General features: G+C 70.5%; 20 protein-coding genes. 13 read left to right on the top strand and 7 right to left on the bottom strand.

Features of this window, described 5'->3' with window-relative positions; translation table 11 throughout:
* Positions 1-12: 12 nt before the first annotated feature.
* Complete coding sequence (locus tag JOL79_RS11925; RefSeq protein ID WP_210155820.1) at positions 13-483, bottom strand: hypothetical protein; 471 nt, start codon at positions 481-483, stop codon at positions 13-15.
* Between the two features lie 176 nt (positions 484-659).
* Between JOL79_RS11925 and JOL79_RS11920 the strand changes: the two genes are divergently transcribed.
* On the top strand, positions 660-1,304 hold the full coding sequence (locus JOL79_RS11920) for a hypothetical protein (protein WP_210155819.1): 645 nt from the start codon (positions 660-662) through the stop codon (positions 1,302-1,304).
* A gap of 4 nt (positions 1,305-1,308) precedes the next feature.
* Complete coding sequence (locus JOL79_RS11915) at positions 1,309-2,169, top strand: hypothetical protein (RefSeq protein ID WP_210155818.1); 861 nt, start codon at positions 1,309-1,311, stop codon at positions 2,167-2,169.
* 36 nt (positions 2,170-2,205) lie between these two features.
* Here JOL79_RS11915 and JOL79_RS34985 read toward each other — a convergent pair whose 3' ends face one another.
* Positions 2,206-5,868 (bottom strand): hydantoinase B/oxoprolinase family protein, encoded by a 3,663-nt coding sequence (locus tag JOL79_RS34985; protein ID WP_307848492.1) that lies wholly within the window; start codon positions 5,866-5,868, stop codon positions 2,206-2,208.
* 613 nt (positions 5,869-6,481) lie between these two features.
* On the opposite strand from JOL79_RS34985, the gene JOL79_RS11905 reads away from it, so the two are divergent.
* Positions 6,482-7,966, top strand: coding sequence for a glycoside hydrolase family 10 protein (locus tag JOL79_RS11905; RefSeq protein WP_210155817.1), 1,485 nt, complete (start codon positions 6,482-6,484; stop codon positions 7,964-7,966).
* Between the two features lie 84 nt (positions 7,967-8,050).
* Here JOL79_RS11905 and JOL79_RS11900 read toward each other — a convergent pair whose 3' ends face one another.
* Complete coding sequence (locus JOL79_RS11900; protein WP_210155816.1) at positions 8,051-8,395, bottom strand: winged helix-turn-helix transcriptional regulator; 345 nt, start codon at positions 8,393-8,395, stop codon at positions 8,051-8,053.
* A gap of 122 nt (positions 8,396-8,517) precedes the next feature.
* Here JOL79_RS11900 and JOL79_RS11895 point away from each other — a divergent pair, with 122 nt between their 5' ends.
* Both JOL79_RS11895 and JOL79_RS11890 read left to right on the top strand, forming a co-directional pair.
* Positions 8,518-9,180 (top strand): hydrolase, encoded by a 663-nt coding sequence (locus tag JOL79_RS11895; RefSeq protein ID WP_210155815.1) that lies wholly within the window; start codon positions 8,518-8,520, stop codon positions 9,178-9,180.
* Between the two features lie 17 nt (positions 9,181-9,197).
* Positions 9,198-9,977 (top strand): MIP/aquaporin family protein, encoded by a 780-nt coding sequence (locus JOL79_RS11890; RefSeq protein ID WP_210155814.1) that lies wholly within the window; start codon positions 9,198-9,200, stop codon positions 9,975-9,977.
* On the opposite strand, the gene JOL79_RS11885 is transcribed toward JOL79_RS11890, so the two are convergent.
* Positions 9,970-11,832 (bottom strand): Ig-like domain-containing protein, encoded by a 1,863-nt coding sequence (locus tag JOL79_RS11885; RefSeq protein ID WP_210155813.1) that lies wholly within the window; start codon positions 11,830-11,832, stop codon positions 9,970-9,972. The two genes, JOL79_RS11890 and JOL79_RS11885, sit on opposite strands and share 8 nt — an antisense overlap.
* 84 nt (positions 11,833-11,916) lie before the next feature.
* Between JOL79_RS11885 and JOL79_RS11880 the strand changes: the two genes are divergently transcribed.
* The 3 genes from JOL79_RS11880 to JOL79_RS11870 all read left to right on the top strand — a co-directional run bounded on the left by JOL79_RS11880 (position 11,917) and on the right by JOL79_RS11870 (position 13,427).
* Positions 11,917-12,147: a hypothetical protein gene (locus tag JOL79_RS11880; protein ID WP_210155812.1), complete on the top strand. Its 231-nt coding sequence runs from the start codon at positions 11,917-11,919 to the stop codon at positions 12,145-12,147.
* 75 nt (positions 12,148-12,222) lie between these two features.
* Positions 12,223-12,864 carry a hypothetical protein gene (locus JOL79_RS11875; protein ID WP_210155811.1) on the top strand — a complete coding sequence of 214 codons (642 nt, stop codon included), beginning with the start codon at positions 12,223-12,225 and terminating at the stop codon, positions 12,862-12,864.
* Entirely contained in the window at positions 12,861-13,427 is a 567-nt protein-coding gene (locus JOL79_RS11870; protein ID WP_210155810.1) for a copper resistance CopC family protein, read from the top strand. Before JOL79_RS11875 ends, JOL79_RS11870 begins: the two co-directional genes overlap by 4 nt.
* Before the next feature lie 71 nt (positions 13,428-13,498).
* Here the strand turns inward: JOL79_RS11870 and JOL79_RS11865 are convergent, their stop codons facing one another.
* Complete coding sequence (locus JOL79_RS11865) at positions 13,499-14,371, bottom strand: sigma-70 family RNA polymerase sigma factor (protein WP_210155809.1); 873 nt, start codon at positions 14,369-14,371, stop codon at positions 13,499-13,501.
* A gap of 99 nt (positions 14,372-14,470) precedes the next feature.
* On the opposite strand from JOL79_RS11865, the gene JOL79_RS11860 reads away from it, so the two are divergent.
* A complete protein-coding gene (locus JOL79_RS11860) occupies positions 14,471-14,935 on the top strand; it encodes a carboxymuconolactone decarboxylase family protein (protein ID WP_210155808.1) in 465 nt (154 codons plus the stop codon).
* Positions 14,936-15,019: 84 nt separating this feature from the next.
* Here the strand turns inward: JOL79_RS11860 and JOL79_RS11855 are convergent, their stop codons facing one another.
* Positions 15,020-16,399 (bottom strand): lectin, encoded by a 1,380-nt coding sequence (locus JOL79_RS11855; RefSeq protein ID WP_307848491.1) that lies wholly within the window; start codon positions 16,397-16,399, stop codon positions 15,020-15,022.
* A 760-nt stretch (positions 16,400-17,159) separates the two neighbouring features.
* Between JOL79_RS11855 and JOL79_RS11850 the strand changes: the two genes are divergently transcribed.
* From JOL79_RS11850 to JOL79_RS11835, 4 genes are all read left to right on the top strand, one after another.
* Positions 17,160-18,092, top strand: a complete 933-nt coding sequence (locus JOL79_RS11850; protein WP_210155807.1) for an RNA polymerase sigma factor — start codon at positions 17,160-17,162, stop codon at positions 18,090-18,092.
* 128 nt (positions 18,093-18,220) lie between these two features.
* Positions 18,221-19,048, top strand: coding sequence for a GNAT family N-acetyltransferase (locus JOL79_RS11845; protein WP_210155806.1), 828 nt, complete (start codon positions 18,221-18,223; stop codon positions 19,046-19,048).
* 119 nt (positions 19,049-19,167) lie between these two features.
* The gene (locus tag JOL79_RS11840) at positions 19,168-19,977 is read left to right on the top strand and encodes an SAM-dependent methyltransferase (protein ID WP_210155805.1); all 810 of its coding nucleotides are present in this window, start codon (positions 19,168-19,170) and stop codon (positions 19,975-19,977) included.
* A gap of 78 nt (positions 19,978-20,055) precedes the next feature.
* Complete coding sequence (locus tag JOL79_RS11835) at positions 20,056-20,658, top strand: hypothetical protein (RefSeq protein WP_210155804.1); 603 nt, start codon at positions 20,056-20,058, stop codon at positions 20,656-20,658.
* 110 nt (positions 20,659-20,768) lie between these two features.
* On the opposite strand, the gene JOL79_RS11830 is transcribed toward JOL79_RS11835, so the two are convergent.
* Complete coding sequence (locus JOL79_RS11830) at positions 20,769-21,143, bottom strand: DUF8711 family protein (protein ID WP_210155803.1); 375 nt, start codon at positions 21,141-21,143, stop codon at positions 20,769-20,771.
* Between the last annotated feature and the right edge of the window lie 31 nt (positions 21,144-21,174).

Below are 21,174 nucleotides of genomic sequence, written 5' to 3'. Positions count from 1 at the left end.
GATCCGTCCCGGTCAGGTGGCGTCCAGGACCTGGGCCACGATCTCCGCCGCGACCTCCTCCGCGTTCCGGCCCCGGTTGGCCTCGATGACCTCCCGGATCCTCGCCGTCATGCGCCGGTCGGCCTCTCCCGCGTCGCCGACGTGGCGCGCGGCCACGGCGACCGCGGCGGCGAGCTCGTACGCTTCGACCGGCCCGAGACCCATGGGATCGACCTCGACGACGACCCGGGCGCCGTTCTTCGGTGAGACGCCGACCTTCCACTGCCCCGACGCGCCGCACACCGACAGGGTCTCCTTGCGCAGGGCCGGCGGGAACAGGATGACGGCCACCCTGCCCGCCGCCGCGAGGACCCGCTCGGCGAACCGGCGGACGTCGTTCTTCGCGATGACGATCCGCCCTGAGCGGTTGACGATGCTCACGGAGTCACCGCTGCCGCCGACCGCGATTCTCTCGCCGTCGGCCTGGTCGTAGATGGCGCTCATGCCTGGGGGTTCCTTGGGGTGCGGGGGGCAGGGAGAACTCCGGCCCCTACATGATCTCGTGGGCGGAGACCTGCTTGGCCGGTCGCGCCCCCGCGTGTCCCGCGCCAAACCACGCCTCGGCGTGTTACCCATTGTGGAAAATCAATTACCCACGGTTATCTACTTGGGAGACGCACATGAACGTTCCTCCTGCTCGCCCCCACGTCTCCCGCGGTCTCGGCGCCGCGGCGGTGGCCGTCCTGGGCGTGGCCCTGGTGGTCGCCCCGTCGACGGCCGAGGGGGCGCCGGGCCGCGCGTCCGCGGCCGGCCGTCCCGTCGCGGACCCGTCGCCGGGCCAGGCCGGCGGACACACGGTGCTGACGTGCGCGGCCGCCACCGCTCCGTCGATCACGTTCGACCCGCCGGTGGCCCAGGCGTCGCACACCGTGACCGCCAAGGGCGCCCTGACGCTGACCGGCTGCACCTCGCCGGACGGGAGCTTCCCCAAGCTCAGCACCGGGAAGGTGACCCTCCAGGGCAGCGGGCCGGTGTCGTGCACCGGAGTCCAGAACGTCACCGGCACGGGCACCATCACCTGGAAGGACGCCCAGGGCCAGACGCTGGGCACCTCCACGATCCGGCCCAACCTCGACGCGATCCCCTCGTTCAACCCGGGCGACATGCTGCTGGTCGGCGAGGTGACGGAAGGAAAGATGAAGGGCAAGCGGATCGCCGGGAAGGCGACGCCCACCTCCGACATCAGCCAGTGCTCCAGCAAGGGCCTGGGCGGCGTCCAGGGCAGCGGCGGCGTCGCCTTCATCGCCGTCGACGCGCCGAAGTAGCCCGATGGTCCAGGTCGACGTCTTCTGGTCGTACGCCATCGGGGCCGGCCTGGCGGCCGCCTCGTCGTGGCAGGCGTGCGCGGGCCCCCGCCCGGCTCCTCGCTGGTCGGACCCGCATCTCACCGGGGCCGTGCTCTTCAGCTCGCTGCTGTTCGCGCCGAGCGGGATCTGGCTGCTCTGGAGATATCCGGACTGGGAGACCATGCAGGTCGCTCGCGATCACACCGCGCTGGCTCCCTGGCTGGTGGCGTTGTTCGCGGCGGCCGACGTCGGCCTGGCCGTCATCGGATATCGCGTCGCCCGGCGGCTCGGCGGCTATCTCATGTTCCTCCAGCCGCTGCTCGGCTACGGCGCGATGTTCTTCGTCCTCGTCCACGGCTGGGACGGCCGGGGCTACCAGCGCTTCCTGTCGCCCGACCGCGCCGCGTTCGGGAACTGGCCCGAGCATCCGTCCCCGGCTCAGGCGCTCGGCCTGGCGGCCCGTTGGTTCACCTCTCCCGTCGCGTACACGCTCGCGGGCATGAGCGTGATGCTGGTCGTGCTCGCCATGATGATGTCGGCGTGGCTGGGGGAGGGGCACCGGCTGGCCAGGGCGGGCGGTCAGGTCTCCGCCGTTCCCGGTCCGGCGGGGAGGACGCTGCTGATGCTCGCCGGTCTGCCGGTCGTGCTCGCCCTGGCCGTCGCGGCCGGCCTGCTGATCGACGTGTTCGGGTGGTGGACGGGCGTCCCGGCCGCGCTGGCGCTCGCCTGGTTCGTGGCCGTCCGGCCGGGCGCCGGTCTGCTCCATCTGATCCACAGGCGGCTGGTGCTGCCCGGGTCGTCCGTGGGGCGGCGGCGTCGGCGGCCGGCGAGGGCGGTCAGGTGACCCCCGAGGCGGGAACATCCGGATGCGCCGTCCGCGTCACCGCCTCCCTCGCTCGGGCCGGCCGGGCGGGACGCCGTACCCGCCGCCACCCGGCGTCTCGATCACCAGCTGGTCGCCCGGCCCCACCTCGATCGTGTCGCAGCCGGCGAGCTCGACCACCGCGCCGCCGGCCCGGCGGACGAGGTTGACGCCGAGCGCCCCGGGCCGGCCGCCGGCCATGCCGTACGGCGGGACCCGGCGGTGCCCCGACAGGACGGTGACGGTCATCGGCTCGCGGAACCGGATGCGGCGGACGGCCCCGTCGCCGCCCCGCCAGCGCCCGGCTCCGCCGCTGCCGCGCCGGACGGCGAACTCCTCGACCAGCACGGGGAAGCGCCATTCCAGCACCTCGGGATCGGTCAGCCGGGAGTTCGTCATGTGCGTCTGCACCGCCGGTGCCCCGTCGAAGCCGTCCCCGGCGCCCGAGCCGGAGGCGACCGTCTCGTAGTACTGGTGCCGTTCGCCGCCGAAGCTGACGTTGTTCATCGTCCCCGACCCCTCGGCCTGCACACCGAGCGCGGCGTAGAGCGCGCCCGTGATCGCCTGGGAGGTCTCGACGTTCCCGGCGACGACCGGGGCGGGATACACGGGCGCCAGCATCGAGCCCTCGGGCACGATGACGCGCAGCGGGCGCAGGCATCCGTCGTTGAGCGGGATGTCGTCGGCCACCAGGGTCCGGAAGACGTACAGCACGGCCGCGGTGACCACGGACGACGGCGCGTTGAAGTTCGTGGTCAGCTGCGGGGAGGTGCCGGTGAAGTCGACGGTCGCGGTCCGCCCGGCGCGGTCCACCAGGACGCGCACCGCGATCACCGCGCCCGAGTCCATCACGTAGCGGTGCTCGCCGTCGGCGAGGGCGCCGATCACCCGGCGCACCGCGTTCTCGGCGTTGCCCTGCACATGCCGCATGTACGCCCGCACCACATCGAGCCCGAAGTGATCGATCATCTTGCCGACCTCCTCGATGCCCTTGGCGTTCGCGGCGATCTGGGCCCGCAGGTCGGCCAGGTTGGTCGCCGGGTCGCGGGAGGGGTGCGGCGCCTCGGTGAGCAGCCGCAGCGTCTCCTCCTCGCGGACGGCGCCCCGCTCCGCGAGCAGCCAGTTGTCGAACAGCACGCCCTCCTCGTGGACGCTCCGGCTGTCCGCGGGCATGGAGCCGGGGCTGATCCCGCCGATCTCGGCGTGGTGCCCGCGGGAGGCCACGTAGAAGAGGATCTCCGGACGTCCGGTGCCGAAGACCGGGGTGATCACGGTGATGTCGGGCAGGTGGGTGCCGCCGTGGTACGGGTCGTTGATCGCGTACACGTCCCCGGGCCTCATGGCGGCGCCGCGGCGGCGGATCACCTCCTTGACGCAGGCGCCCATCGACCCGAGGTGCACGGGGATGTGCGGCGCGTTGGCGATCAGGTTGCCGCGGGGGTCGAACAGCGCGCAGGAGAAGTCCAGCCGCTCCCGGATGTTCACCGACTGCGCGGTGGCCTCAAGCCGGGCGCCCATCTGCTCGGCGATCGACATGAAGAGGTTGTTGAAGATCTCCAGCATGACCGGATCGGCCGCGGTGGTGGCGTCCGGCGCGGCCGAGGGAGCGTGCGCCCGCTCCAGGAGCAGGTGCCCGCCCGGCGTGACCGCCGCCCGCCAGCCGTCGTCGACCACGGTCGTGGCGTCGTCCTCGGCCACGATCGCCGGGCCGTCCAGCGCGTCGCCGGGGCGGAGGCTCCCGCGCTCGTAGAGGGGGACGTCGCGCCATCGGCCGCCCGTGTACAGGCGCACCCTGCCCGCCTCGCGCGGCTTCCGCGGCTCCGGTGGCTCCGGCGTCGTCGGGGGCGCCGGGATCGCCGGCGTCTCGGTCAGGCCGATCGCCTCGACCGAGACCGCTTCGGCGATCAGCGGCCGGTCCATCAGGAAGGAGTACGTCCGGCGGTGGCGGGTCTCGAAGTCCGCCGTCATCTCCCGGAGCCCGGTCAGGCCGACCTGCACGGGCGTGTCGGTGCCGTCGTAGCGGAGCCGCACCCGGCGGGCCACCCGGATCCGTTCCGGCGGCACCCCCTCGTCCAGCACTTCCCGGCGGGCCGCCGACTCCAGGCCGTCCGCCAGATCGGCCAGGCGCCGTACGACGTCCGGGCCGAGGCGGGCCTCGACCGACTGCTCACGCATCACGGTGGTGTCGGCCACGCCGATGCCGAGGGCCGACAGCACGCCGGCCATGGGCGGCACCAGCACGGTGCGTATGCCGAGCACGTCGGCCACCATGCAGGCGTGCTGCCCGCCTGCGCCGCCGAAGGTGGTGAGGGCGTAATCGTTGACATCGTGGCCCTTCCGCACCGAGATCTGTTTCACCGCGTTGGCGATGTTCGCGACCGCGACTCGCAGGTAGCCCTCGGCGACCTGCTCGGGGGTCCGCGTGTCGCCGGTGCTCCGGCGGATGTCCGCGGCCAGCTCGGCGAACCCGCGCCGGACCCGCTCGGCGTCGAGCGGCTGGTCGCCGCCCGGCCCGAACACCCGGGGGAAGCACCGGGGCTGGATCCGGCCGAGCATCACGTTCGAGTCGGTGACGCACAACGGACCGCCGTTGCGGTAGCAGGCCGGCCCCGGATCGGCGCCCGCGGAGTCGGGCCCCACGCGGTATCGGCCGCCGTCGAAGCGGAGGATCGACCCGCCGCCCGCCGCGACCGTGTGGATCGCCAGCATCGGCGCGCACAGCCGTACGCCGGCCACCTGGCTCCGCGGCACCCGCTCGAACTCGCCGGCGTAGTGGGACACGTCGGTCGAGGTCCCGCCCATGTCGAAGCCGATCACCCGGTCGAAGCCCGCCAGCCGGGACATGCGGGCCATGCCGACGATGCCGCCCGCCGGGCCGGACAGGACGGCGTCCTTGCCGCGGAAGTGCCCGGCCTCCGCCAGCCCGCCGTTCGACTGCATGAACATCAGCCGCACGCCGGGCAGCTCCCGTGCCACCGACCGGACGTACCGGTCGAGCACCGGCGAGAGGTACGCGTCGACCACGGTGGTGTCGCCGCGGGGCACCAGCTTCATCAACGGGCTGACCTCGCTCGAACAGGAGACCTGGTCGAAGCCGAGCCGCCGCGCCAGCCGGCCGATCTCCCGCTCGTGCGCGGGGTGCAGGTGGCTGTGCAGGCAGACGACGGCCAGCGCCCGGATCCCGTCGTGGCGGGCCTGCCGCAGCTCGGCGGCGAGGGCGTCCAGGTCCGGCGGGCGGAGCAGCTGCCCCTCCGCGGTGATCCGCTCGTCCACCTCGATCACGCGTTCATACAGCATCTCCGGCAGCACGATGCGCCGGTCGAAGATCCGCGGCCGGTCCTGGTAGCCGATCCGGAGCGCGTCGCCGAACCCCTTGGTGATCACCAGGGCCACGCGCTCGCCCGTACGCTCCAGCAGCGCGTTGGTGGCCACCGTGGTGCCCATCCGCACGGCCTCGATCCGCTCGACCGGGACGGGCGCACCGCCGGGCACTCCGAGAACGCGCCTGATTCCCTCCACCGCCGCGTCGGCGTAGCGTGCCGGGTCGTCCGACAGCAGCTTGCGCGTGACCAGCCGGCCGTCCGGGCGTCGCGCGACGACGTCGGTGAACGTGCCACCGCGGTCGATCCAGAACTGCCAGCGCTCACCGGCCATCGCCGAGCCCCCCTCAACGCCGGCCACGTCTTTCCCTTGTAGCACCGGCATGCCACCGGCAGGCGGCGGGGCACCCTCGCGGGTGGACTCCGGGGGCGTTCTCTGGACGAGGCGCCGGGTGGTCGGCGCCGACGTTCTTTCTGTCTGCCGCGTTCCTTTCTCCATGGGCGGGCGGAGGTGGTGGTGTGGGGGGAGCAAATACGAGCGGCGATGGACCCGTCAAGCGGCCCGCGCGCGTCGTGCGGGCGGGTGGTTGAGCCGGGCACGGCTCAACTGGCGTTATCGAGCGACGCCGAGCTCGGTCCGCACGGGCTCGATGGTGAAAATTTCACCCAGTGGCGCCCCGCCCCTGTGCGGCGATGTCCCCGCAAGTTTTCAGAAGCGGAGCGGGCATGGGGAAACGGCCGGGCGATGCCCCGGGACGCGGGGGCCCTCCGAAAACTTTCAGAAGGGCCTTGACATGTTTCGGGTCGGTTTCCACACTGAGTCCCGAGGCGGCCTCCCCCTGTCAGGTGGTGGTACACGGGCAGGGGGCCGCCATGTTGGACGTCACTGTGGTGTGCGTCCCCCGATGCGGGACGCGGCGTCGATTCGCGCGGTCTATCCCCTTTTCGCATGAATTAGTAATGGAGGCTCAGGCATGGGCGCAAACGCCTTAACGCCGCCTGGAACCCGGCAGTCGGCCGGTGGTCTGCGGCGGGCTCTGATCGCCGGCGCGCTCGGCGTGCTCGGTGTCGCATCGGTGCTGACGGCGCAGGTCCCCGCCGACGCGGCGGCGAGCACGCTCGGCGCGGCGGCGGCGCAGAGCGGCCGCTATTTCGGCACCGCCATCGCCGCCGGCAGGCTCGGTGACTCGGCCTACACCACCATCGCGAACCGCGAGTTCAACATGGTGACGCCCGAGAACGAGATGAAGATCGACGCGACCGAGCCCAACCGCAACCAGTTCAACTTCACCCAGGGCGACCGGGTCTACAACTGGGCCGTGCAGAACGGCAAGCGCGTCCGTGGGCACACGCTGGCCTGGCACGGCCAGCAGCCGGGCTGGATGCAGTCGCTGTCGGGCAGCGACCTGCGCTCGGCGATGATCAACCACATCAACGGCGTGATGGCCCACTACAAGGGCAAGATCTACAGCTGGGACGTCGTCAACGAGGCCTACGCCGACAGCGGCGGCGGCCGACGTGACTCCAACCTCCAGCGGACCGGCAACGACTGGATCGAGGTGGCCTTCCGCACCGCGCGGGCCGCCGACCCCGCCGCCAAGCTCTGCTACAACGACTACAACATCGAGAACTGGACCTGGGCCAAGACGCAGGGCGTCTACAACATGGTCAAGGACTTCAAGTCGCGCGGCGTGCCGATCGACTGCGTCGGCTTCCAGTCCCACTTCAACAGCGGCAGCGCCTACAACAGCAACTTCCGCACGACCTTGCAGAGCTTCGCCGCTCTCGGGGTCGACGTCCAGATCACCGAACTGGACGTCCAGGGCGCCTCGGCCACGACGTACGCCAACATCACCAACGACTGCCTGGCCGTCCCCCGGTGTAACGGCATGACCGTCTGGGGTGTTCGCGACAGCGACTCCTGGCGTTCGGGTGACACCCCGCTGCTGTTCGACGGCAACGGCAACAAGAAGCCCGCCTACACCTCGGTGCTGAACGCCCTCAACGCCGCTCCGACCGTGAGCCCGTCTCCCTCGGTGTCGCCGAGCGTCTCTCCGTCGGCGTCCCCGTCGGCGTCTCCTTCGGCTTCGCCGTCCGTGTCTCCTTCGGCGTCCCCCTCGGCGTCTCCCTCGGTGTCCCCGTCGTCGTCTCCGCCTCCGGACTCCGGTGCGTGTTCGGCGACGATCGAGACGGTCAACAGCTGGCCGGGCGGGTTCCAGTCGAACGTGACCGTCCGTGCGGGCAGCTCGGCGATCAACGGCTGGACGGTGAAGTGGACCTGGACCGGCGGGCAGACGATCAGCCAGGCGTGGAGCGGTGACCTGAGCACCTCCGGCTCCAACGTGACCGTCCGCAACGTGTCCTACAACGGCTCGGTCGCCGCGGGCGCGTCCACCAGCTTCGGGTTCCTCGCCAACGGATCCGCGGCCACCCCGACCGTGACCTGCACCAGCCCCTGATATCCGGATACCCAAGCGGAAGACGCCGAGCCCGGCACCCCCGTCGAAACGACGGGAGTGCCGGGCTCGGCCCGTGTCAGGGGGTCAGCGGACCGGGGCCGTTTCCGCGTCGACCGGCAGCCACGTCTCGGCCCAGACGGACAGCTCCCGCACGGCGGCCTCCAGGGCGCGGCCCTTGTCCGTGAGCCGGTACTCGATGGTCACGGGAGTGGTCGGGAGCACGACGCGCTCGACGACGCCCTCGCTCTCGAAGCGCTTGAGCCGTTCGGAGAGCAGCTTGTCGGTGATGTCGGGGATGGCGTCGCTGATCTGCCGGAAGCGGGTGGCGCCCCGGAGCAGCTCGCGCAGGATCACCCCGGCCCACCGGCGGCCGATCATCTCAACGGCCTGGTGGTAGCGAGGGCAGAAGTCAGGCTCGTATGTGGACACGCAGCCAGCTTACCAATGGATAGCGACTTGCGCATTACCAGTCACTCGCGCTAGCTTCTCGGAAGGCGCCATCCAATGGATAGTCGCTATCCATTCGTACCTACTCGTGAAGAGGTATCCCCATGTCCACCACCGCCACCCCGCAGGACCTGCCCGACAGCGCGATCGCCAGCCTGTTCACCCCTCAGGACAGCGCTCTGCTCCTCGTTGACCACCAGCCCCAGATGATCTTCGGGGCGCGCAGCGCCGACCCGCAGAGCCTGGTCAACAACGTGACCGCCCTGGCCAAGATGGCCAAGGTGTTCAACATCCCCACGGTGCTCACGTCCATCGCGGCCGACACCTTCTCCGGACCGCTGATCCCGGAGATCACCCGCGTCTTCCCGGACATCGAGGTCATCGACCGCTCCCACATCAACGCCTGGCAGGACGGGGCGTTCCGGGCCGCGGTGGAGGCCACCGGCCGGCGCCGCCTGATCATCGCCGGTCTGTGGACCGAGGTCTGCCTGGCCTTCCCCGCGCTGTCCGCGGCCGAGGCGGGGTATGAGGTCTTCGCCGTCATCGACTCCTCCGCGGGCTCCAGCACCGCGGCGCACGACGCCGCGATCATCCGGATGACCCAGAAGGGCATCGTTCCCGTCAGCACCGCGAGCGTGCTGTCGGAGCTGCAGCGGGACTGGGCGCGGGTGGAGACGTACGACGCCGTCAACACCATCGTCAAGGACCACATGGGCGCCTGGGGGCAGGGCGTCAACTACGTCAGCGCGGGCTTCGTCAAGAAGTGACCCCTACCGCCCAGCCGGTGCGACGCCCCCTTCGGGAGCGGGGCGTCGCACCGGCGGCGGGCACGATCGCGATCAACAGCGGGCTGGAGTTCCTGTTGACGTTCGCAGTGCTGTTCGCGGTGACGACGATCACTCGCTGGGTCATGGGGCCCTCGCCCATCGCCCACGCGATCCCGGGGATCCATCTGCGGCTGCTGCTGATCGGCGCCTGTGTGGGTCCGCTGATGGCAGGGCTCATCCTCAGCCGGCCGGGGAAGGTCTCGGGAGCGCACACCAATCCGGCGATCTCCCTCGCCATGTGGCGCCTCGGTGTCTTCCCCGGCGCGGCCGTGTTGCCGTACATCGCGGCACAGCTGGCCGGGTCGGCGCTGGGCGTCCTCGCGGCGCGCGCGGTGTGGGGTCCGACGACCGGGCGGCCGCCGGTGGCGTACGCCGTGCTGCGGCCGGGCCCCGGCTGGTCGGACGCCGAGCTGTTCGCGGCCGAGGCCGTCAGCATGGGCGTCGTCGTCACCCTCGTCGGCACGTTCCTGCGGAAACCCCGGCTGGTGCCGTTCGTGCCCTGGCTGGTCGGGCTTCTGGTCGGTACGGCGATCGCCTGCCTGGGCACCGTCACGGGCGGATCGGTCAATCCGGCGCGGCAGTTCGGGCCGGCGATCGTCTCCGGTCACCTCGACTTCCTGTGGGTCTACCTGCTCGCGCCCATGGCCGGGGCGGTGGTCGCCGCCGCAGTTCTCAACCGCGTCGGCGACCACCGTGATGCACGCGCGGCCGTGGACGGCGACCCGGAGATCAGCTGATCAGGGCGCAGGATCGCTGCGGCTGGATGACGTTCTCCGCCGCGGCGGTGCCGCAGTTCTCGATCCCGGTCGGCGGGGCGCCGGGGTCGACCTCGACCCGATATCTCACCACCGCGGTCGCTCCCGGAGCCACCATGCCGCGTGTGGCGTTGGGGCCGTTGATCGGGGCCGGAGCGGCGTACGGGGACCCGCCGCCGGCGTCGGGCACGGCCGCTCCGTTGAGCGTGGTGCTTCCGGGCACGTACCGGCCACCGTTGGGCACGGGGTCATGAAGAGTGGCGCCGACCATGGCAGTGGGCCCGGTGTTGGTGGTGGTGAAGGTGTACTCCAGGATGTCGCCCGGCTTGATCTGCGCGCCCGGGGATCCACTCGCCTTCACGACGCTCTTGGCCGTGTTGAGGCAGGTCGGCGTGGTGAACGTCACGCCGTCCAGGAAGTTGCCGGCCGTCGGGCTGCCGCCGGCGGCCGACACCGAGTGGAAGGCGAACCGCGTGACGGTCTGCCCCGGCGGGACGACGTACACGCCGGTGTAGTGGCCCCAGGCGGTCTTGTCGTCGGAGAGGTCCGGGGTGGCGGCCCCGGTCGGCGTCTGCGGCACGGCCGCGCCCGGCGCGCCGATGAGCACCTGCATCACGTCGGTGCCGAGGCGGCCGCGGTGATACAGCGACCAGGTCATCCGTGTGCCCGGGACGGTCGGCAGGTCCTGGTAGAGCGTGGACACATAGCTGGCGTTGAGTTCGGCGAACTGCTGCCCGTCGGCTGACGGCCCTTCACCCGCACCGCTCCGCCAGAACTCCAGTTTGCGGTCCGCGGCGGTGGTGTGCCAGCCGACGCCCGGGTTGGTGGACGCGTCGGGGATGTTCCAGTCGGCCGTGGCCACGGGCGGCGCCTCGAAGCTGCCGTTGACCAGGTTGACCGGGACGTAGTCACAGCTCGCGGTGACGGTGACCGTGGCGGTGCCGGTCCCGCAGGCGGTGGTGACGGTGTAAGAGAAGGTGTCGACGCCGGCGAAGCTCGGGTCGGGCGTGTAGACCACCTTGCCGCCGGAGATCGTCGCGGTGCCGTGACCGGGCTTGGTCACACCGCTGATCGCCGGCGCGGTCGCGGTGTCGTTGGCCAGGACGTCCACGGTGACGGGCGTGCCCTGCCCGGTGGTGGCGGTGTCGTCGACGGCCCTGGTGGGCGAGATGGACTGCCCGTTGACGATCTGGATCGGCGGGGCGGGCGTGTTGTTTCCGAGCTGCCCCGGTGCGGCGACGACGCTGTTGATCCCGGTCGGCCGGATGGTCATGCTGCGCCCGACCGTGCCCGGCTTGACCCGGAATATGATGACCTTCGGCGCCGGGTCGCTCTTGACGCCCGCCGAGGTGATCGCCAACGTGGTGCCGGAGACGGTGCCGGCGCCCGACTGGCCGATGATGTCGGCGTTGGCCAGCAACGACGACAGGTCCCACATCGTGGTGTACCTGCTGACCAGCAGCGGCCACTGGGCCGTGCGGTGGGTCACCGTGAGGGTGAAGGTGCCGCCCGGCGTGATCTGCCCGCCCCACAGCGACGGAGAGGTGACGACGGACACCGCCCCGTTGCCCAGCCGCATGCCGAGCGCGTTCTTCCAGTAGTACTCGACCGGGTAGTTCGCCTGCCCCTGCCGTACGCAGGGGGCGGCGGCGCGCGTCGCGGTCTCCCGCTCAGCGGTGGCGGCGTGCGCACCGGTGACGGCCGTCGCCTGCGCTCCCAGCGTGGCCAGCAGTGCCAACAGGACGCCGGCCGGCGCGGTCAGCGCCAGTCTGGGTCGTCGTGACATCAACAGTGAACCCCCGAGTGTCGTGAGGATGCCCTCGTAGATCGACTTCATCGGGGACGTTACTGTAAGTAATCGTAATGTTGCCCGAGGTGGCGGGCGATGTGATCTCGTGTCGCCGCCATCTTGATCTTCAATGTGAGGACCGGCGGCGCTCGCACGCGGCTGTCCACCTTCGCAGCCGGCGTCTTTCTGATGGTGCTGTGCATCGTCTTCGGCCAGTGGGTCTCGAAGATTCCCATGGCCGCCCTGGACGCGGTGGAGAACAAGTACGCCACGCGCGGCAAGAAGGTCACGGTCGTCGGTCTCAACAAGCCCAGCGCCAAACTCCACAAGACCCTGGCCGGGCAGCTCACCGGCGGCCACTGACGCCTGGGTTCGAACGCGAGCCGCTCATGTTCTGACGCCGGGCCGGGCGATCGGTGTGAAATAGTCGGCTTCGTCATGCGTGCCTCCCTTTCCGTACGGCTCGCGCGGTCGGTCCTTCTCGATCGTCTGCGTACTTCTCGCCGTCGGCGCGCACCGCTTCGCCGGGGGCGCGGGCTCGCCCCCTGGGTCCTCCTGGTGGGCGGGCTGACCGTGTTGGGGGCGGCGACCACGCTCGCGGGCCGGGAGCGGTCGCCTGCGGCCGTCATCGGACTCGTCCTGGCGGCCCAGATCTTCCTGCACGAGCTTCTCGCGCAGCCCGTGCGGCCTCTCTCCGCGCCGCGCGTCCCCGTCGCGGCCATGCCCGGGGCGCACGACCACGCGCTGAGTGTGTACGCCCAGGGTCACGCGCTGAGTGTGCACGCGGGAATGTTCACCGCCCATCTCGTCGCGGCGCTGCTCACCGGCTGGTGGCTGTCGCGGGGGGAGGCGCTGCTGTGGTCGATCCTGCGCGGGATCGGCGCGGGCGCGGCTGACGGGCTCGTGCCGCTGCTCACGCTGCTCACGCTGCTCACGCTGCTCTGGGCCGGGGCCCGCGTGCGTACGCCTGGCGGGGACGCCGTTCGCGCCGACCGGCCGACGGCTCGCCCGTATGGGCCGCCCCTGACGGCGGCCGGATCGCGGGCGTCTTTCCCGCACCCCCACACGGAGATGCCATGAAGAAGCGATCCACCACTGCGTCCCTCCTGTTCGGCCTCTTGTGCGCGGCGCTGGCGATATGCGCCACGCCGGCACTGGCACACGACAGCCTGCGGGCGAGCACACCCGGCAAGAACGCCGTCGTCTCCGGCCTCGACCACATCGAGCTGGAGTTCAGCGCCCACGTCAGCTTCCCTGTCGTGGTGCTCCACGATGCGGCCGGGCGCCGCTTCGAATCGGGCGCCCCGCGGACCGACGGCCCCAAAGTGACGGTGGATGTCGCCGGGCCGCTTCCCTCCGGCGGCTACACCGTCGCGTGGCGCGTCGTCTCCTCCGACGGCCATCCGGTGGAGGGCGAGATCCCGTTCACCGTGCGCTCGTCGGCGGCTCCGGCGGCGGGCGACCCGGCGCCGGCCGGTACGCCCGTGGCCGCGACCGGAGCGACCGACGACCAGGGCGGCGGCATGCCCGGTTGGATATGGGTCGTTCTGGCGGGGCTGGTGCTTGTCGGAGCGGGGGCGCTGCTGACCGGGCGGGCGAAGAAGCCCGCCGAAACGGCCGCGGACCCGGACCCCGAATCCTGATATCTCAAGCCGGGAGCCGGCACCCGCTGACGCCACTCGCGAGAGCGTCCGGGTGCCGCGCGCGTCCCGGGTCAGTCGTCCAGCAGGCGCACGTCGAGCCGTCCGAGCAGTTCGGGGTCGGCGAGGATGTCGATCGCGGTGATCTTCCCATCGGTGATGGTGAAGTCGAACACGACGCGCGGCCGCCCGCCCGGAGCCCAGGCCATGCCCGGTGCGCCGTCGATCAGGGCGAGATGCGCGCCCACGGCGCGGCCGGCGAAGCTACGGGCCATGGCGTCCGCGCCGAGGGCTCCGGTCGCGCCCAGCCGCTGGGCCTCGGGGTCGCTGCGCAGTACGGCGTCGGGGGCCAGCAGCGAGAGCAGCGCGTCGAAGTCGCCGCCGCGTGCGGCGGCCAGGAAGGCCTCGACGACCCGGCGGTGACGGGCGGCGTCGGGTTCGCCGGCCGTTGACGCCCCCTGCACCCGGCGGCGGGCGCGGCTGGCGAGCTGGCGGGTGGCGGCCGGCGACCGCTCCACTATCGGGGCGATCTCCTCGAACGGCATCGCGAACATGTCGTGCAGCACGAACGCCAGCCGTTCCGCGGGGTTCAGCGTGTCCAGGACCACCAGCAGCGCCAGGCCCACCGAGTCGGCCAGCTCCGCCTGCTGCTCGGGGTCGGCGCCGTCCGGGGCGGCGGCGGTGTGAACGGTCGGGTTGCCGTCCCAGGGGTCCTCACGGCGGTTGCCGCGGGAGCGCAACATGTTGAGCGACACCCGGGCCACCACCGTGGTGAGCCATCCGGCGAGGTTGTCCACCTCCGCGGTGTCGGTGCGGCTGAGCCGGAGCCATGCCTCCTGCACGGCGTCATCGGCCTCGCTCGCCGAGCCGAGCACCCGCAGGGCCACCGCGCGCAGGCGGGGCCGCTGCTCCTCGAACCTAGCCGCCAGAAACTCCGCTTCGTTCACCGGTCACATTCTCCCCTCGTGGTGTGTCACCTCACTGACCCGCGAAAACGAGCCGATGTGACGGGGCAGGGCCCCGGCGTCGTCAGAAGGAGAACAGTGATGGAAGCTCGAATGAAGAACCCGGCACACGTGCTGCCCGAGAGCCTCAAGGGCATCCAGGCGATGATGAAGGGCGTCTACTCGGGCGGCGCGCCTCAGGAGGTGCTGGAGCTGACCGCCCTGCGCGCCAGCCAGATCAACGGATGCAGCGCCTGCGTGCACTCCCATGTGCGGAACCTGAAGAAGGCCGGGGAGAGCGACGAGCGCGTCGGCAACGTGGCCGCCTGGCAGGAGGCCCCGTTCTACACCGACGCCGAGCGGGCGGCGCTCGCGCTGGCCGAGGCGATGACCCGCAACATGGCCGACCGGTCCGGTGACGCGGTGCCGGACGAGCTGTGGGAGGCGGTGGCCGGCCACTACGACGAGAGGCAGCTGTCGGCCGTCATCCTCAACATCGCCGTCACCAACATGTTCAACCGGCTCAACGCCACGATCAAGGAACCCGCCGGGCAGACCTGGGACTGACCCGACGACCGGTGCCTTCGCCGGGGGGATGGATCCCCCCCGGCGAAGGCGGGTCGTGAGGCCGGACTTCCTGGCCGATTTCTGTTAGACCCGGGTCCAGCGCTGGTTGGAGCCGCCGTTGCAGTCCCAGATGGCCAGCTTGGTGCCGTTGGCGGTGGCGCTGCCCGGCACGTCGAGGCACTTGTTGGCGCCGACCGCGGTGATGCTGCCGTCGGAGTTGAAGCGCCACTTCTGGTTGTTCTGCCCGTTGCAGTCCCAGATGATCACCGTGGCGCCGTTGGCGGTGCTGCCGCCGTTCACGTCCAGGCACTTGTTGCCGTAGACCCGCAGCTCACTGGCACTGGTGAGGGTCCACTGCTGGTTGTTCTGGCCGTTGCAGTCCCAGATCTGCGCCTGCGCGCCGTTCGACTGCGAGGCGCCGCTGACATCCAGGCACCGGCCGGACCCCACGCCGCGGATCGCGCCCGCCGCCGGCGGGTTGCCCGTGGGCGCGCTCGAGGGAGAGCTCGTGGGAGTCGCCGACGGCGACGGGTTGCTGCCGCTGAACTGCGTGAAGAAGCTCCACACCACCGGCCTGGTCCAGGAGTTCTCACCCGGCTCCAAGTCGCCCGACTTCCCGTCCACGGGGTTGGGCGTGTGACCCGCGTCGAACGCCGCCCAGGCGACCGGATATCCGGCCCGGCACCCCGAGTAGTAGGTGACGATGTGAGTCAGGCTGCCCTGCGCGGGCTCCGGCGGGTTCTGGGCCGTGCAGCCGTTGTTCCGGACGAACCTGTCGCGCAGCGACCGGCCCGTGGAGATGTTCAGCACCGGGTCCCTGAGGCCGTGCAGGCCGATGTAGGCGATGGGATCGTTGCCGCCGCTGCACCCGCTGAGCTGTCCGCCGGAGTAGACGGCCACCGCGCGGAAGACGTTCGCCCGGTTACACGCGAGCGAGTAGCTCATGCCGCCGCCGTAGCTGAAGCCCATGGCGAAGAGCTGGGAGGTGTCGACACAGAGATCTGACTCGATCCGCCGGATCATGTCATCGACGAAGACGGTGTCCTCACCGCCGGAATTGGCCCAGCCATTGTTGAAGCCCTGGGGCGCCACGAAAATCGTGGTGTTGTTCGACAGTGCCCTGAGCCCGTAATAGGACCAGGGATATCCACTGGTTCCGCCGGAGTCGACGTCGTTTGCCGTGCCTCCGTTCCAGTGGAATCCGAAGATCAGCCGATAGGGGTTGTTGTTGTTGTAGTTGTCCGGGATCCGCAGGATGTAACTGCGGTTCTTCCCGCTGGTCGTAATCGACTGCGTACCGCTTCGCAGCGTCGGCGTCTTACCGCATCCCGCGGTGGCCGCGAGGGCGCGCTGATTCGTGAGCGGCTTGGTCGCGCTCTGACCCAGCGCCGTCTGCGCCGTGGCCAGGACCAGCAGGGCGGCGGTCGCGACAGCGGTGAAGAGGGATCTATTCCTCAACGTCACGCACATTCCTTTGTCGTTGTCAGGGTGGCACGCATAGATGGGGAAGCTATTCCGTCCATATGTCCGGTGGGGAGGGCGCCGGCCGGTCGGAATTTCTGTTTCGCCGACTCGGTAAATGCTCGGGTCGATGTGTGGCGCTGTGTTCTGCCGATCGGCGGCCGACCGCCGGGTTGTGGAGTGTCAGCGCCGAATCAACGCCGCGCGATCAGATCTCCCTTCTTCCGGATGGCCCGGGGCGGGGTGCAGCGGAGCAAATATGACCATGACGAGACCTGTCAAGGGTGCGCATTTTCGACGCTCCGGACTCCGCCGGGGGACGGCCCGTCGCGTCCGCATCTGCCTGGTGGAGCGGCCGTGGCCGTTGCCCGCTCGCCGTCATGAAACTTTCACGGCCCGGGCGAGCGCCATCGGTTCCGGCGACGGACCCGGACGCCCGGAGCGGCGCGGTCCGCGCCGCGTCGCGCCCATGATTTTAAGTACGAAACATTTTTGGGCCGCCGCGCGGATATGTCCGGCCCCCGGCGAGGTGGGTTGGATATTCGCGCTGCTCATTTGGGCGGCGGAGCTGACATCGCCGAGCGCCGTTGTGTGCGGAATCCGAAATAAGCGTTCTTAAGGCCTTGTCGAGTCGTCGTGCGGGCCGTAATTAGGAGCCAAGCACCGGGAGGACGCTCCTCCCGGCGTCCCCCGGCTCGATCCCATGCGGGGCCGCGCCTAGATCGGAATCCGGACATTTGGTGGCTTATGTACTGTTGGCGGCATGCACAAGGGGGAGCAGGCCGACGTCGATCTCGTACGCGAAGCGCAGCTCGGCGACGTTCACGCCCTCGGGCTCCTCCTGGCGCGGCACCAGGCGGACATGCGCGCGGTGGCGCTGAGCATCCTCGGCCACGGGCCTGACGCCGAAGACGCCGTCCAGGACGCCGCGCTGATCGCGTTGCGCCGCATCGGGGACGTTCGCGATCCCCACGCCCTGGCGCCGTGGCTGAAGGCGGTCGTTCGCAACGCGTGCCGCACGCAACTGCGTACAAGACGGCCGCTGTCCTCCCTCGACGTCGCCGTACTGCCGGACGTGCCGGGCCTGGACGAACTCCTTGACCGGCATGCCGTACGCGACTGGATCTGGCACGCCATGGGCGAGTTGTCGTCAAACCTGCGCCTGGTGGCGATGCTGCGCTACTTCACCGGCGTCACGACCTACGCGGCCATCGCGGAGGTGTGCGCGATTCCCGTCGGCACCGTGCGCAGCAGGCTCAGCCAGGCACGGGCCAAGCTGTCGGAGGCGCTGCTCGCGACGGCGGACCTGGCCCACGACGACGTGGCCGCGCTGACCGCGGCCCGCCGCGGCGAAGCCGAGCAAATCCTGGGGGAGGCGAGCCGCGGCTACTTCGCCCAGGCGCTGCGGGCCTCCTGGTGCCCGGCGGTGGAGACCGTCTGGCCCACGGGCAAGGTCACGCGGGGATACGACTATCCGGTGCGCTCGATGGAGAACGACCTGGCCGACGGAGTCGTCCATCGCCTGTCCGGCGTCGTCGCCGGGCGCGACATCGTCATCTGGGAGGACGACATGATCAGCCCGCCCGACGACCCCTTCCACTGCCCGCCGTCGGTCGTATGGGTGAACTTCCTCGAAGAGGGCCGGGTACGGCGAATACGGCTCTTCCACCCCCGTAAGGCCATCGCGTCGGTCTGAGAGAAAGTCACCGGCCGATCGAACTTCCGCCGCGTCCGCCGCGTCTTGCCTGCGTGGATCGCATCACCTGCCGCGATCCCACCGCGGGCCGAGCCCCGACGTCACGTCACGCAGTGAGGAAACACCCCATGCCCGAAGAACTTGCCGCACGCGCCGAAGCCGTCGAGGCGGAGTTCATGTATCAGTACGAGTCGAGCGCGCCGCCGTCCATCGCGGCTGCCCTCGGAATCACCACCACCCGCATCGGCGGCGGTGTCGCCCTGTCGATGCGGCACGACCCGACCGGCTACTGGAGCAAGGCGCTCGGATTCGGCTTCGACGAGCCGGTCACCGCCGGCCTCGTCGACCGCGTACTGGACTTCTACCGCTCGGAGGGCAGCGTGGGAGCGGTCCTCCAGATCGCCCCTTCCGTACTGCCCGCTGACTGGGCCGACATCGCCCGCCGCCACGGACTGCGGCCGGGGGGACGCATCGTGAAGCTGGCCTGCCCGATTGAGGATTTCACACCCGCCGGAGAGACCGCGTTGCGGATCGAGCACGTCGGTCCCGGCGACGCCCGCGCCTGGGCGTCGGTCGTCCTGAAGGGGTTCGGCATGCCGGAGGAAGGTCTCGCGGAGATGCTTGTGGCCGTTGCCGGCCACCCGAACTGGCGGCCGTTCGCGGCGTGGGAGGGCGACCGGATCGTCGGCGGCGCCAGCCTCTTCCTCCACGGTGAGGTCGCCTCGCTGAACTCCGGAGCGGTCCTCGCCGATCACCGCAACCGCGGGGCGCAGTCGGCCCTGATCGCCGCGCGCGTCCGGGAGGCCGCGAGCGCCGGTTGCCGCTGGCTCGTGGCGGAGACCGGGGAGCCCGCCGAGGGCGTCGGCAACCCGTCGCTCAACAACATGCTCAGGGCCGGTCTCCAGCGGCTCTACACCAGGCAGAGCTGGATCTGGAGCCCAGGCGGCATATCATGAGCCGGCACGCCGGAAGGGGCCCGGCGTAGCCCCGTAGGCGTACACAGTGGTCATGGCACAGGTGATCGGCGAGAATAAACGATCACCCGGTGATCCGTCGTCAAGCTGAAAGCGCTGCCATGACCAACGACATGCCTCCGCCGTCCAGCCTCAAGATCGACACCAGCACCCCCCACTCGGCGAGAGTGTGGAACTACTGGCTGGGCGGCAAGGACCACTACGAGGTCGACAGGCAGGTCGGCGATCAGGTCCGCCAGGTCTACCCCGGAATCGTGGACGTCGCCCGCCATGCCCGGGCGTTCCTCGGCCGTGCCGTCCGCTATCTGGCGGGCGAGGCCGGGATCACCCAGTTCCTGGACATCGGCACCGGGCTGCCGACGGTCGACAACACCCATGAGGTCGCCCAGCGCGTCAACCCGGCCTGCCGGATCGTCTACGTCGACAACGATCCGCTGGTGCTGGCACACGCGCGGGCGCTGTTGACCAGCACCCCGGAGGGCGCCTGCGACTACATCGACGCCGACGTCCGCGACCCCGGGTACATCCTCACCCAAGCCGTCGCCACGCTGGACTTCAGCCGGCCGGTCGCGCTGATGATGCTGGGCATCCTCGGCAACGTCTGGGACGACCAGGAGGCCGCGGCGATCCGCGACCACCTGGTCGCCGCGCTGCCGCCGGGCAGCTACCTGGTCCTGGAAGACGGCAGCGACGCCGTCGACCCGAAGGCCTCCGCTCAGGCCGAGAAGACACGGGCCGAGGCCGGCGACCCGTACAAACTGCGCACCCCCGACCAGATCTCCGCGTTCTTCCACGGCCTGGAGCTCGTCGACCCCGGCGTGGTGTCGGTCTCACGGTGGCGTCCTGAGGTGACCGCGTGGGGCGAGCCGGAGGAGGTCAGCGCCTACGGCGGTGTCGCCAGGAAGCTCTGACCGGGGCGTACTCCCGTCGGCGGGATGCACACTCGTCAGATAACTGAGAGAGCGCCTCGAAATCAGGAGCTTCCCGTCATGCGTGTCCCTGCCGCTCTCGTCCTGCCGATCGTCATGGTCGGGGTGATGAGTTCCGGGTGCGTGGGCGAGGGCCCGCGCCTGTATCTCAACAACAGTCCCGACGCGGACGAGGAGGTCTCGATCGGCGTCGTGCTGCCCGACACCGTCGCTCACCGGCCCTATTCTCTGGGTGGCTGGGTCATGTGCCTTGATCGGCCCGGTTCGGTCACCATCGACAGAATCGACCTGATCAGGCCGAGCGGCGGCATCGTGATGCAGGCGTTCTCATCTCGGCCGCAGAGCCGTACACACTCCATGCTCGGCAACGCCGAGCGGCCGTTGACCGAGCTCGGCTTCCCGGCTCGCAGTCCCGCGATCACCACGGTCTGCCGGAAGGGCCAGGAAGACGTCCTCCTCACCGAGCTCGGCCTGCAGTACGGGAAGATCGGCGACGCCACCGCGCGAGCCGAGAGCGTTCGGCTCTTCTACACCTCGGCGGGCCGGCAGCGCACCGTCGATTTCGCCCTGGACGTGCGGCTGTGCGCTCCCGACGACATGAGTACGAAGCAGTGCAGGGAGCTGTACAAGGAGCTCCGAAGCCAGAGCAAGGGCGACGAATAGCCGCCCTTGCGCCGTCCCGATCGGCCGGTGTCTCCTCGCCGCGCCCGAACCGTGCGCGGCGGCCGAGCCCGCGCAGTTGGGCGGTCTGCTCCCCTGCTCCCCGAGCAGGCTCAGGCGCAGGCATCACCGATCTTCTTCAGGCTGGTGGTGCCGTCGGCGATGGCCTTCTGGGCGGCCTCGACCGCCGACTTCCTGTTCGTGATCTTGAGCTGCTTCAGTTCGGCGGCGAAGTCCTGGAACACCTGCCTGATCGTGGCGTCACCGGCCGCGGTCGCCCTGGCCTCCAGCTCGGTGGCCGCGCCGGACAGCGCCTTTTTGAGCTTCGCGGGGTCCTCCGCGCTGGCGCTGAAGGCCGAGAGCTTGCCGCCGATAAGCGGCGGGGCCTCGCTGCATTCCTTGGACACCGCCGGTGCCGGACTCGTTCCGCAGGACGAGGCGAGTGCCACCGTGGCCAGCGTCAAGGCCGCATATGGGATTAATCGCACGGCGGTACCGTAGCGATGGCGAAGGGGTTCG

The organism is Microbispora oryzae, from assembly GCF_017896165.1.
Classification (GTDB): domain Bacteria; phylum Actinomycetota; class Actinomycetes; order Streptosporangiales; family Streptosporangiaceae; genus Microbispora; species Microbispora oryzae.
The sequence above is the reverse complement of the archived record's forward strand: the minus strand, read 5'-3'. Positions and strand labels throughout refer to the sequence as shown.